Raw genomic sequence first — 13,122 nt, 5'->3', positions numbered from 1 at the left:
CGGCACTTCAGGCTGTCGGTGCGGTGCTTTCGATCGGCTTTCCGGGCTGGGCCTTGTAGCCGGAGACGGCATTGCCGGCATCCGGCGACAGCCGCATGAAGGACAGCGCCGCGAGCGCCGCCACCACCGCGACGATGAAGAAGGCGATGTGGAAATCGCTCAGGGTCAGTGGGCCGCCATGCAGCTTGGTGGAAACCTCCAGGATGCCGCCGGCCAGAGCGACACCGAGTGCGATATTCAGCTGCTGCGCCACCGCCGTGATGGGGGTTGCCTTTGACGTGTCTTCGGCCGGGATCTCGGCGAAGGCCAGCGCGTTGACGCCGGTGAAGAACATCGAACGGATGAAGCCGCCGACAAGCAGCACGGCCAGCATCAGCAGATAGGGCGTCGTCGGGGTGAACAGCCCATAGACGGCAATGGATACGGCCGCCAGCAGCGAGCCCCAGATCAGGACACGACGGAAGCCGGCGACACGGAACAGCCAGGCGGTGACGAACTTCATGCCGATGGCGCCAAGCGCCGAGACAAAGGTGATCATGCCCGACTGGAACGGCGTCAGGCCGAAGCCGATCTGGAACATCAGCGGCAACAGGAACGGCACCGCACCGATGCCGATGCGAAACAGGCCGCCGCCCAGGACCGATGCGCGAAAAGCCTGGTTCTGAAACAGGTCGAGCGCCAGCAGCGGGTTCCTGGCGTGGCGTGCGTGCCAGAGATACAGCCCGCCGCAAACCACGCCGACGATCACGGTGACGAAGCCGATGATGGGCGGCAGCGCCGGCAGGCTGACCACCGAAAGTCCGAAAACGATGCCCGAGGCAGCGAGGCCGCTCAGGAGGAGGCCGACATAATCGAGCGGCGGCGTCTCGCCGGGCGGCGTTTCAGGCAGGTAGCGGGTCGCCAGAACCATGCCGACAATGCCGATCGGCACATTGATCAGGAATATCCAGTGCCAGGAGAAATAGGTGGTGATGAAGCCGCCGACGGGCGGGCCGACGAGGGGGCCGACCAGTGCCGGTATGGTCAGCCAGGACATTGCGGCGACGAGATCGCTCTTCGGCGTTGCCCGCACCAGCACCAGGCGCCCGACGGGCGTCATCATCGCGCCGCCCATGCCCTGGAAGAAGCGGGCGAGCACGAAGGTCTCGAGCGAATAAGATGCGGCACAGGCAACAGAACCCAGGATGAACACGGCGATCGCCGCCCGGAACACATTGCGCGCACCGAAGCGGTCCGCCATCCAGCCGCTGATCGGGATGAAAATGGCGAGCGCCACCAGATAGGCGGTGAGCGCCAGCTTGAGCGCGATCGGGCTCGTTTGGATGTCCGTCGCGATCGCCGGCAGCGATGTGGCGATGACGGTGGAGTCCATGTTCTCCATGAACAATGCGACGGCCAGAACGAGCGGAATAATTCTGTTCACGAAAAATCTGGACCTTGAAACTGCGGCAGGATCAATTGCCGACGCCGATATCACGGCAATGCCGTTGCGTCTCATTTGGTTCGGTCACTTTTGTGCGACCCGGTCCGCATTGCAAGCGTCCAAGGCTGTATGCGATCATTCCAGAGCTGACGCAAACCGGAGACGGGCACTATTTTTTGGCCGCGACCTCTTCTGCATAACGGCGCGTTTCGGCGATACGCTGAGGCGTCGCTGGATGCGTGGAGAGGAAGCCATTGTCGGAGGAATCGCCCATCTTGTCCCGCAGCACCTCGAAGAAACGTGTAATCGCAAGAGGATCGTGACCAGCTTTGTGCATCAGTTCGACGCTGTAGCGATCAGCTTCAGCCTCGGCACTGCGTGAGTACGAAAGAGCCAGCACGGCTGAGCCTTGCACCAGAACATCCTCGGTTCCGGAACCGATGTCTCCACCGATGAACATGATCAGCGTGGCGAGGCCGGCGGCACGGTAGAGTTGCCTAAGGCTGTGCCGGTGATCGACATGGCCGATCTCATGAGCGAGCACCCCGAGTACAATTTCATCGTCTTGTCCGGCCAGTTCAACGAGCTCATCCGTCAGGACAACTGTGCCGTCCGGCAATGCAAATGCGTTCGGACCGATGATGCCACCCTTGCGGAAATTGAGGGTGTAGCGGGTTGGCTGACGATCATCACCTTGGATTCCGTGCGGCGTGAACGCTGCGATCTGCATGAATTTTTCGACCAGCGCCTTTTGCCGCTCGACCGCCAATCCGCTTTCGCTGAACACGGTCTTGTCGAGAGAAACCAAGGCACTTTGGCTCATAAGCTGCGGCACTACAGGCGGCGTCACAAGCACGGCGACTTCGACGAGGGCGGGCATGGCAAAACGATACAGCGCAAAGCAGAGGGCTATTGCCAATGCCACGAAAACGAAAAGGCGCGGGTGAAACCGCTCGAGCTGATGAATCAGGTTAAAATGGCGCCTGACATGCGGTTTCATCAGAGCGTCGATGCCGTCGTTATCCGCTGTTTCGAAAACACCTTGGTCAGGAAAGGTGATGTAGCGGGGTATTGAGCCGATCCGGTCAGAGATTTGAAGCGTTGATAGCGGCAGGGACACGGCAACGCCTTCTCCCTTCACCGACGTCGCTGCAGAATCGTCGATGCCCAAGACTGCAGGCGTTGCCTTGGCGGAACCCGACAGGCGCCAGAGACCTGAGACGGTTTTCTGGATGACCTCAGAAGCCAAAGTCGAAGCCTTCAACATCCATGAATTCAGCCCCTACTGCGGAACCGGTGTCACGCACCGCGCCGATATAGCTGTCGAGCGAGCCGACCACATGCAGGCCGGTATGATCTGCCAGATAACGCGCCATGCGGACCGCCGCCCAAGGGCGTGCGAGACCGAGCGTGAAAATCGTTGCGAGGAAATTCGTGATGGCGATCCACGCATAGCGCCACTTGCCGAGCTCTGACATGAAACGGTGCCGCTGGTCGAGCACGGTTGCATTCAAAACGACGTTGCGGACGCCAGCCTTGTAGAGCAACGCAGGCAAGGTATAGACCAGAAACAGACCGAGCAGGATGCCGTATATGGCCAGCACGAGACCAGGGTGTACCACTCCATCCTGCGGCACTTCGAATGCGCCGTAAGCCGCGCCTATAACCGTGACGAGGAAACCAAGGACGGCTAGCCCGGCGACAGTCAGGATGGCTGGCAGCCACCAGTGCCGATAAAGGTCGCCTATCCTTGGATCTGATGAGATCGGGCGATCTCCGTAGGTCAGATTATCAAGCAGATAGTGCCAGCTCCAGCGGGACGCGTAGGGAGCGAAGATGCCAAGCGATATGCCTGCCACGAAGCCAGACAGAACGAACGCTCGAAACGCTCCCCAGTAACCGCCATTGAAGTTCAGCCGTACGTTGCGATAGCTCGTCACGCGAGCATTGAATCGAAGGCCACGCATGATGAACCAGGGTATTGCCGTGAAGAAGCCCAGCACAAAAAGCAAGCCGACAATCGGGAACACATTCAGCAGGACGTTATACACGATCAGAAACAAGACCACGATGATACGGCCGAGCAGAATCTGCGTTGGTTTGGCGTGATATTCGAAACTCGATCCGGCGAGATAGGTGTTGCCGTAGAAGTAGCGTTGGCGCCGGACCTTGGCCCAGGCCGAATAAATACCGAGCGTAATGATCGTCAAAAGCACATTGACGATCCAGATTCCAAAATACTCTCCAGCTCGACCTTCGAAGGAAAAACGCTCCAGGTTGCCAGGTACATTTCTGTCCACAGCGGCCCCAGATTGACCTTCTCGCCCCCATTGAATGCTTGTCATGAATTTCGCCGCCCCTCTCGCGCCGGAAACTGTAACTGCGCGATGTAAAGCAGTGCGGTTGCAATCACGCAACTGGCCTCAGCTGGGCCACAAGAGCTCACGCGACATTCGTTGTGACTTCCGACATAGGCGTTGTCGCTTTCCATCGGCGATCAGACGTGTTACCAGCCACCGCCAATCCTGAAAGGGAACTTCGAGTCGGCGCACCCATCCGGGTCAGCGCCCGTTTCGCATTTAAACAAGGATCGGCAATGGCAAAGATCATCGAGACCGCTACCGGCGCCCTGGCGCTGACCTTCGACGACGTCTTGCTGCAGCCGGGACATTCCGAAGTGATGCCCGGCGAAACCGATATCCGCACACGCATCGCCAACGACATCGAACTCAACGTTCCCATCATCTCGGCCGCTATGGATACGGTGACCGAAGCGCGGCTGGCCATCGCCATGGCCCAGGCCGGCGGCATCGGCGTCATCCATCGCAACTTCACGCCCGCCGAGCAGGCCGAGCAGGTCCGGCAGGTGAAGAAGTTCGAATCGGGCATGGTGGTGAACCCCGTCACCATCGGCCCGGATGCGACCCTGGCCGATGCGCATGGACTGATGCGCCACTACGGCATTTCCGGCATCCCGGTCGTCGAGAACGGCGGCACCGGCGGCCAGATCACCGGCCGCCTGGTCGGCATCCTCACCAACCGCGACGTGCGTTTTGCCTCCAACCCGGAGCAAAAAGTCTACGAACTGATGACGCGCGAGAACCTGATCACCGTCAAGGAAAACGTCGATCAGGACGAGGCCAAGCGCCTGCTGCACCAGCACCGTATCGAGAAGCTGCTCGTCGTCGACAAGAAGGGCAATTGCGTCGGCCTCATCACCGTCAAGGACATCGAGAAGTCGCAGCTCAACCCGCATGCCACCAAGGACGCGCAGGGCCGCCTGCGCGCGGCCGCGGCAACCAGCGTCGGCGACGACGGCTTCGAGCGGGCCGAACGCCTCATCGACGCCGGCGTCGATCTCCTCGTCATCGACACCGCTCACGGCCATTCGCAGCGCGTTCTCGACGCGGTGACGCGGGCCAAGAAGCTTTCCAATTCCGTGCGAATCATCGCCGGCAATGTCGCCACGGCGGCCGGCACCCGGCGCTGATCGATGCCGGTGCCGACGGCGTCAAGGTCGGCATCGGCCCAGGCTCGATCTGCACCACCCGCATCGTCGCCGGCGTCGGCGTGCCGCAGCTTTCGGCGATCATGTCGGCGGTGGAAACGGCCGAAAAGGCCGGCATTTCGATCATCGCCGACGGCGGCATCAAATATTCGGGCGATCTTGCCAAGGCGCTGGCGGCTGGCGCCAATGCGGCGATGATCGGTTCGCTGCTTGCCGGCACCGACGAAAGCCCCGGCGAAGTGTATCTGCATCAGGGCCGTTCGTTCAAAGCCTATCGCGGCATGGGTTCGGTCGGTGCGATGGCGCGCGGTTCGGCCGATCGTTATTTCCAGGCGGAAGTGCGCGATACGCTCAAGCTGGTTCCGGAAGGCATCGAAGGACAGGTGCCCTACAAGGGCCCGGTGGCCGGCGTGCTTCATCAGCTGGCCGGCGGCCTGAGGGCGGCGATGGGTTATGTCGGCGCCCGCGACCTCGGCGACCTGCGCGAACGGGCGACCTTCGTACGCATCTCCAATGCGGGCCTGCGCGAAAGCCATGCGCATGACGTGACGATCACGCGCGAAAGCCCCAACTATCACGGCGGCGCCTGAGCCGCAGACTGCCTGGGTCGGGCGAGGGCAGTTTTGCCCTCGCGATCAGGATTTCAGGTCGAAGACGGCGATCCTGCGCTTCTCGAACTTGATGCCGATTTCGCCGCGCACGAGCCGGAGCGCGGCATCGCCGAACACGGCACGACGCCAGCCTTGCAGCGCTGGCACGTCGGCATCCTCGCCTTCAGCGGCAATCCGGTCGATGTCGTCGCTCGTCGCCAGCACCTTGGCGGCAACGCCCTGCTTCTCGGCAACGATCCGGAGCAGCACCTTCAGCAATTCCGATGCTGCACTTGTACCTTCCGGCGGCTGAAACACCTTCGGCAGTTTCGGCATCTCTTCCTTGGGACGCGCCAGCGCCGTGTTGACCGCTTCGAGCAGCGACGTCGCCGTGGCGGAGCGCTCCCAGCCCTTCGGCGTGGTGCGCAGACGGCCGAGCGCATTGGCATCGCGCGGCGCCTGTTGCGCGACCTCATAGATCGCGTCGTCCTTCAGCACCCGTCCGCGCGGCACATCGCGCTCCCGCGCCTCGCGCTCGCGCCAGGCAGCGACGGCCTGCACCACCGCCAGTTCCTGCGGTTTGCGCAACCGCATCTTCAGCCGCTTCCAGGCATCCTCAGGATGCGGGTCGTAGGTCTCGCGGGAGGTAAGCACCTCCATTTCCTCGTTCAGCCAATGGGCGCGATCCTCACGGGCCAGCTGGTCTTTCAGATGCTGGTAGACGTCGATCAGATGGGTGACGTCGGCCAGGGCGTAGTCGAGCTGCTTGTCGGAGAGCGGACGGTGGCGCCAATCGGTGAAACGCGACGACTTGTCGAGGCGGGCCCCAGTCACTTTCTGCACCAGCTGATCGTAGGAGACGCTGTCGCCGAAGCCGCAGACCATCGCGGCGACCTGGGTATCGAAGACCGGATGCGGAACGAGGTCACCCAGATGGACGATGATTTCGATATCCTGGCGCGCGGCGTGGAAAACCTTGACCACCTTCTCGTTGCGCATGAGATCGAAGAACGGCTTCAGGTCCAGCCCCGGTGCGAGCGGATCGATCAGCGCGGTGACGCCGGGAGCTGCCATCTGGATCAGGCAGAGCACGGGCCAGAACGTGGTTTCGCGGATGAATTCGGTGTCGACGGTGACGAATTCGGATTTGGCGAGTTCGCGAACAACCGCATCCAGTTCGTCTTGGGTTGTTATCAGATGCATCAAAATCTCATTGGCAAGGAATGCGATCTTGTCTCGCCTGCCGACCGCCTTCGTCAAGTCGTCTATAGGCGCAATCTCGCCATAGGCGGTGTATATCGGCCTTTTTCCCGCCAGATTTGAAACCGCTGAGTGGGAATCGCAAACATTGCTGTGAAACAGAACCAGAAAAGGTGTTCTGCGCGCAGTCCTGCCAGCCTTTGTTCAAGCGAAATCTCAGGTGTCCAAATGGCGACGTTGACCGTAAGCGCGGAAGTCGATGAGGAGATCGCCGATATGATCGGCGAGGGGCTGGACGAATACAATGTCGCGAAAGGCGGACCGTACAACCATGAACAGGTCTGGATCTTGGCGCGCGATGACGATGGCAGCGTCCTGGGTGGCCTCAAGGGCCACATCGAATATTCCTGGATGTTCGTCGATTGGCTGTGGGTCAGCCCCGTCAACCGCAAGGGCGGCCTTGGCAGCCGGTTGCTTGGCAAGGCAGAGGCCATCGCGCGCGAACATGGCTGCCTCGGCGCATATCTCGAGACTTTTTCCTTCCAGGCACCGGAGTTCTACAAGCGGCACGGCTTCCAGGAGTTCGGTCGTATCGACGACTATCCACCGGGACACGCCACCATCTGGCTGAAGAAGCAATTCTGAGCAGCCGCAGCTCCGGCAAAACGACCGGTGCGACGGGATAGTCCTTCAGTTATCGCGTTCACCTTGACAAAAGCCGGCTTGCATGCGCTTTTCGCGCCAATTTTCGGGCATGGCGCGCACTGCGCCGCCCCGTTTGCTTGAACCCCTGAAATCTTGGAATGGCAGTCCTATGCATCGTTACCGCAGCCACACCTGTGCAGCCCTCAGGAAGTCGGATGTCGGCCAGAATGTCCGGCTCTCCGGCTGGGTCCATCGCGTACGAGATCATGGCGGCCTGCTGTTCATCGACCTGCGCGATCACTACGGCCTGACCCAGATCGTCGCCGACCCGGATTCGCCAGCCTTCAAGGCGGCGGAGACCGTGCGTGGTGAATGGGTGATCCGCGTCGACGGCGACGTGAAGGCACGCACCGCGGAAACCGTGAACTCCAACCTGCCGACCGGCGAGATCGAGATCTTCGCGCGAGAGATCGAAGTGCTTTCGGCTGCCAAGGAACTGCCGCTGCCGGTGTTCGGCGAGCCGGATTACCCTGAGGACGTGCGCCTGAAGTACCGTTTCCTCGATCTGCGTCGCGACACGCTGCACAAGAACATCGTCAAGCGCACGCAGGTCATTGCGGCGATGCGCCGTGAGATGACGGCCGCCGGCTTCGCCGAGTACTCGACGCCGATCCTGACGGCCTCTTCCCCGGAAGGTGCACGCGACTTCCTGGTGCCGAGCCGTATCCATCCGGGCAATTTCTACGCGCTGCCGCAGGCACCGCAGCAGTACAAACAGCTGCTGATGGTGGCGGGTTTCGATCGCTACTTCCAGATCGCGCCCTGTTTCCGCGACGAGGATCCGCGCGCCGACCGCCTGCCAGGCGAATTCTACCAGCTCGACCTGGAGATGAGCTTCGTCACCCAGGAAGACGTCTGGAACACCATGGCGCCGCTGATGACCTCGGTGTTCGAACAGTTCGCCGAAGGCAAGCCGGTGACCAAGGAATGGCCGCGTATCCCCTACGAAGAGGCGATCCGCAAATACGGCTCCGACAAGCCCGACCTGCGCAACCCCATCGTCATGGAGCAGGTGACGAGCCATTTCGATGGTTCCGGCTTCAAGGTCTTCGCCAACATGATCGCTTCGAACCCGAAGGTTCAGGTCTGGGCTATCCCGGCCAAGACGGGCGGTTCGCGTGCGTTCTGCGACCGCATGAACGCCTGGGCGCAGCAGCAGGGTCAGCCCGGCCTTGGCTATATCTTCTGGCGCAAGGAAGCCGACAAGCTCGAAGGCGCCGGCCCGCTCGCCAAGAACATCGGCGAGGAGCGCACCGAGGCGATCCGCACCCAGCTCGGCCTGGATGACGGCGACGCCTGCTTCTTCGTCGCTGGCGAGCCGGACAAGTTCTACAAATTTGCCGGCGAGGCACGCACCCGTGCCGGCGAGGAGCTGAACCTTGTCGATCGCGACCGCTTCGAGCTGTGCTGGATCGTCGACTTCCCGTTCTTCGAGTGGAATGAGGACGAGAAGAAAGTAGACTTCGCGCACAACCCGTTCTCGATGCCGCAAGGCGGCCTGGAGGCGCTGAAGAACCAGGATCCGCTCACCATCAAGGCCTTCCAGTACGACGCCGTCTGCAACGGCTTCGAGATCGCTTCCGGTTCGATCCGCAACCAGTCGCCTGAGACGATGGTGGCGGCCTTCGAAAAGGTGGGGCTGAGCCAGCAGGACGTGGAAGATCGCTTCGGCGGACTCTATCGCGCCTTCCAGTATGGCGCGCCGCCGCATGGCGGTGCGGCGTTTGGCATCGACCGCATCATCATGCTTCTGGTCGGCGCCAAGAACCTGCGCGAGATCTCGCTTTTCCCGATGAACCAGCAGGCGCAGGACCTGCTGATGGGAGCACCGAGCCCGGCGACGCTGACGCAGTTGCGCGAACTCGAACTGCGCGTAACGCCGCAGAAGAAGGACGCCTGATCAGCCACCGCGCAACCAACCGATCAAAAGGGCTCCGAAATCCGGAGCCCTTTTTTGGCGTGCCGAAACCAGCGTTTTGACGGGTCAGTGCCTGGAGTGATGTTTGGGCTCGTAGCGCCCGTCCGCGGTCTTGTCGAACAGCTCGTTGATCTGCGGGTGCCGCACGGGCTCCCCGGAATCGTCTTCGAGCAGATTCTGCTCCGAGACATAGGCGATGTACTCGGTCTCCGAATTCTCGGCCAGCAGATGATAGAAAGGCTGATCCTTGCGCGGCCTGACTTCCGCGGGGATCGATTCATACCACTCTTCGGTGTTGGCGAATTGCGGGTCGACATCGAAGATAATGCCGCGAAACGGAAACAGCCGGTGGCGAACCACCTGTCCGATCGAGAATCTGGCTGTTTTCATCACACTCACCACACAACTTTCCATTGTTATTTGGCGCAGGAACCATCGCAATTCAATCCTGCCAAGCTTGCACCTCCTCCGATCAGCCTATAGGCCGGGCTGAGAATCGTCGGGGAACGGCATGTCGGAAGTCATCGGTCTGGTCCTGCCGTTCTTCGGATTGATCTTCCTGGGTTTTCTGGTGGCGCGCCTGACCAGGCAGCCGTCGGAGGCGCTGGGATGGATGAACACCTTCATCGTCTACGTCGCTTTGCCGGCGCTGTTTTTCCAGCTTCTCGCCAAGACCCCGTTCGAGAAGCTGACCGAATGGAACTTCATCCTCGGCTCTGTCTTTTCGACCTATGTCGTCTTTTCCCTGATGTTCGCCGCTTCCGTCATCCTGTCACGCGGCGAGATCGCTCAATCGACCATCAAGGCGCTGGCCGCGGCCTATGGCAACATCGGCTACATGGGCCCCGGCCTGGCGCTGCTCGCCTTCGGCGAACAAGCGGCGGTACCGGTAGCGCTCATCTTCTGTTTCGAGAACATCATCCACTTCGCCGTTGCGCCGATGATGATGGCGCTGTCCGGCGGCGAAAAGAGGCCTGCGCCCGAGCTGATCCTGGATGTCATCCGCAAGATCGTCCTTCACCCTTTCATCATCGCTACGGCAATCGGCGTCGCTGCCGCTTATTTCCAGTTTCGACCACCGCTGCCGGCGGAAAGGCTGCTCGTCTATCTGTCGAACGCGGCCGCTCCCTGCGCGCTGTTTGCGATGGGGGTGACACTGGCATTGCGGCCCTTGAACCGTGTCCCGGCCGAAATGCTGCCGATCGCGCTGCTCAAGCTCATAGTGCACCCGCTGCTCTGCTACGTGGTGTTGAGCGCCGTCGGCAATTTCTCGCCGGCCTGGCTGTTTTCAGCGGTGCTCCTGGCTGCCTTGCCGACGGCAACCAACGTCTTCGTCATCGCCCAGCAATATGGGGTGTGGGTGCAGCGCGCTTCAGCCAGCGTACTGATCACCACCTGCCTGTCGGTGTTTACCGTGACGGGGCTGCTTTATCTGATCCGCAACGGCATCCTACCGCCGGACCTGTTCCCTTAATCCGCCGGCTATCGCCGCGAACCCGCTGCCGGGGCGAAGCCCCTCGCGCATGAAAAAAGCTCGCAGCGGCGCAAAACCACCAAGCAGGCCAAGTCCCGCGCTGCGCGCCATCTGCGCGGGCAGCATGTCTGAAAGCAATGACATGTTGAGCAGATTGACGGCGCCGCTTCTGGCCAGGATGTCGGGCCGACGCTTGAAATCGTAGGCAGCGAGCGCCGCGACGGCACCAGGGTCGTCCCGATGTTTCGATGCAACGTCGATGAGATCGTCGATATCCCGAATGCCAAGGTTGAGCCCTTGTGCGCCGATGGGTGGGAAGACATGTGCGGCTTCGCCAACCAGTGCGATACGTCTTGCGGCGAAACGCAGCGGCGTGGCAGCCGAGAGCGGATAGATCTGTCGGCCAGGCTCGACACTGACACGGCCGAGCATCGACTGCATGCGTTCCTCGACCTTGACCGAGAGTACAGCATCATCGAGCGCCGCCAACTCCTCGGCCATTTCCGGCTCGACCACCCAGACCAGGCTCGATCGGTTCCCGGGCAGGGGAACCTGCGTGCACGGGCCCGTCTCAGTATGGAATTCAGTCGAAACGAAATCATGCTCGACACGATGGGAGAAATTCAGCACGAGCGCAGCCTGCGGATAAGTGCGCCTCGCGGTCGTTATGCCGGCGGCTTCACGCGCCGGCGACAGGCGGCCGTCGGCGGCAACGGCAAGGGCGCCGGAAACGGAAGTGCCGTCAGCGAGCAGTGCTGTTGCAGCATCCTTTTCAAGAGACCAGCCGGCGATCAGGGACTTGCGCCATTCAATCCCGGGCGAGGCTTCAACCGCCTTGGCCAGCGTCGGATTGAGCACATTGTTTGGAAAGTTCAGGCCGAATTGCTCCTCGTCGATCTCGCTTGCGCGGAAGGTGACGACCGGACTGCGGATGAGGCGTCGCGTGGCATCGACGATGCGCATGATTTTGAGCGGAGCAGCCACAGCTCGCAATTCGTCAAGAATCCCGATCCTGTCGAGTACTTTCAGCGCGGGGTTCATCAGCGCAGTCGTGCGGCCATCGGAGACATTGGCGTCTGGCCCGACGAGTGACACCGGAAAACCGGCATGGGCAAAACCAAGAGCCGCGATCAGGCCAGCCGGACCAGTGCCGGCAACGATGATATGGGCATTGGAGTCTGACATCGGCACTCGCTGTGTTCTCTGCTGGCGGATCGGAGAGTGTCCGGTGGCGGTCGACCTGCCATGAACAATGCATATAGTGCAGCCGTACTTGCATGATCAACGTGGCGATTCAGCCTATGAGCAATTCTAGAAAAAGTGTGAAACGGTTTTCCGTCCGGAATTGCGTGAGAACAAGGAAAGAGAGAGAGTTTCCGCGTTTCCGTGAAACCGGAAACGCTCTGTGACCGGCCAGAGCGACGATTTCAGCCATCTCGACCGCGTCGGGCGAACCATTGCCGGTGTCGGCACGAGGCCGTTTTTCCTGGTCCTGCCGGCCTTTGCTGGTGCTGTTCTACTGGCGTGGCTTCTGCTCGCCGCGATGGCGGTCCGCAATGTACAAGCCGGATTTGCCGGTGCAGTTCCAGGTGGTGGCCTGCTGCAGGATCTGCCGGCAGTACCGCTGCCCGATTTCCTTGCGCGTTTCATGGCATTGTGCGTCGGGCCGGCTCCATTCCAGGCCGCTTCCGCCGGTCAATTCGCCGCCTTGATCCTGATGTGGTGCTTGATGGCGGTGGCGACCATGCTGCCTTCGGCGGCCCCGATGATGCGCACCTATTGCGAAATCGCCGATACCGCCCGCATCAAGGGTGAACCGGTGGTGCATCCCTCGATCCTGGTGGCCGGCTATCTGGCGGTCTGGCTGGCGGCGTCGGCAGGTTTTGCTGCCCTGACGCTGGGGTTGCAGATGGCAGACCCCGACCGGCAGACGTTTGGCCCCGCCAACGGCATCGTCGCCGCCTTGTTGCTCGCCGTCGCCGGCCTCTATCAATTCAGTGGATTGAAAGAAGCCTGCCTCAAGAAATGCCGCCGGCCGTTTTCCATTCTTTTCGCCCGCTGGAGCGACAAGCCCTGGCGCATATTCCGTCTGGGGCTTGAGCAGGGAATATGGTGTCTTGGCTGCTGCTGGGCACTGATGCTGGTGATGTTCGCCGTCGGCATCATGAATTTGTTCTGGATGGTGCTGCTCGGACTGTTTGCCATCCTCGAAAAACAAGTGAATGGCCGCCTGCCCAGCCGGATCGCCGGAACGATACTGCTTGTATGGTCCGGCGCCCTGCTATTAGTGTCCCTGTGACAGAG

Annotated in this window: 10 protein-coding genes and 1 pseudogene; 5 read left to right on the top strand and 6 right to left on the bottom strand. The window is 61.2% G+C overall.

Annotation, left to right across the window (positions count from 1 at the left end; translation table 11 throughout):
* Positions 1-7: 7 nt before the first annotated feature.
* From ACFJIU_RS11110 to ACFJIU_RS11100, 3 genes are all read right to left on the bottom strand, one after another.
* Positions 8-1,423, bottom strand: coding sequence for a DHA2 family efflux MFS transporter permease subunit (locus tag ACFJIU_RS11110; protein WP_379071174.1), 1,416 nt, complete (start codon positions 1,421-1,423; stop codon positions 8-10).
* A 169-nt stretch (positions 1,424-1,592) separates the two neighbouring features.
* Entirely contained in the window at positions 1,593-2,690 is a 1,098-nt protein-coding gene (locus ACFJIU_RS11105; RefSeq protein WP_379071171.1) for a M48 family metallopeptidase, read from the bottom strand.
* Positions 2,662-3,768 carry a YjgN family protein gene (locus tag ACFJIU_RS11100; RefSeq protein ID WP_379071169.1) on the bottom strand — a complete coding sequence of 369 codons (1,107 nt, stop codon included), beginning with the start codon at positions 3,766-3,768 and terminating at the stop codon, positions 2,662-2,664. The genes ACFJIU_RS11105 and ACFJIU_RS11100 overlap by 29 nt, the downstream gene beginning before the upstream one ends.
* Positions 3,769-4,019: 251 nt before the next feature.
* Here ACFJIU_RS11100 and guaB point away from each other — a divergent pair.
* Positions 4,020-5,521 (top strand): annotated as a pseudogene (guaB, locus tag ACFJIU_RS11095) (IMP dehydrogenase).
* 45 nt (positions 5,522-5,566) lie between these two features.
* Here the strand turns inward: guaB and rnd are convergent.
* Positions 5,567-6,724 (bottom strand): ribonuclease D, encoded by a 1,158-nt coding sequence (gene rnd, locus ACFJIU_RS11090; RefSeq protein ID WP_379071166.1) that lies wholly within the window; start codon positions 6,722-6,724, stop codon positions 5,567-5,569.
* A gap of 225 nt (positions 6,725-6,949) precedes the next feature.
* Between rnd and ACFJIU_RS11085 the strand changes: the two genes are divergently transcribed.
* The gene (locus tag ACFJIU_RS11085; RefSeq protein WP_379071163.1) at positions 6,950-7,366 is read left to right on the top strand and encodes a GNAT family N-acetyltransferase; all 417 of its coding nucleotides are present in this window, start codon (positions 6,950-6,952) and stop codon (positions 7,364-7,366) included.
* Positions 7,367-7,535: 169 nt separating this feature from the next.
* Positions 7,536-9,326, top strand: coding sequence for an aspartate--tRNA ligase (gene aspS / locus ACFJIU_RS11080; RefSeq protein WP_379071160.1), 1,791 nt, complete (start codon positions 7,536-7,538; stop codon positions 9,324-9,326).
* A gap of 84 nt (positions 9,327-9,410) precedes the next feature.
* On the opposite strand, the gene hspQ is transcribed toward aspS, so the two are convergent.
* Positions 9,411-9,734, bottom strand: coding sequence for a heat shock protein HspQ (hspQ, locus tag ACFJIU_RS11075; protein ID WP_180882864.1), 324 nt, complete (start codon positions 9,732-9,734; stop codon positions 9,411-9,413).
* Between the two features lie 121 nt (positions 9,735-9,855).
* Between hspQ and ACFJIU_RS11070 the strand changes: the two genes are divergently transcribed.
* On the top strand, positions 9,856-10,818 hold the full coding sequence (locus ACFJIU_RS11070; protein ID WP_379071156.1) for an AEC family transporter: 963 nt from the start codon (positions 9,856-9,858) through the stop codon (positions 10,816-10,818).
* Here ACFJIU_RS11070 and ACFJIU_RS11065 read toward each other — a convergent pair.
* Positions 10,795-12,003 (bottom strand): UbiH/UbiF family hydroxylase, encoded by a 1,209-nt coding sequence (locus tag ACFJIU_RS11065; RefSeq protein ID WP_379071153.1) that lies wholly within the window; start codon positions 12,001-12,003, stop codon positions 10,795-10,797. The genes ACFJIU_RS11070 and ACFJIU_RS11065 overlap by 24 nt on opposite strands.
* 220 nt (positions 12,004-12,223) lie before the next feature.
* Between ACFJIU_RS11065 and ACFJIU_RS11060 the strand changes: the two genes are divergently transcribed.
* A complete protein-coding gene (locus ACFJIU_RS11060) occupies positions 12,224-13,117 on the top strand; it encodes a DUF2182 domain-containing protein (protein WP_379071150.1) in 894 nt (297 codons plus the stop codon).
* Positions 13,118-13,122: the final 5 nt, after the last annotated feature.

Source organism: Mesorhizobium sp. UC74_2 (assembly GCF_042701485.1).
GTDB lineage: Bacteria > Pseudomonadota > Alphaproteobacteria > Rhizobiales > Rhizobiaceae > Mesorhizobium.
This window is presented reverse-complemented; position numbering and strand designations above follow the sequence as displayed.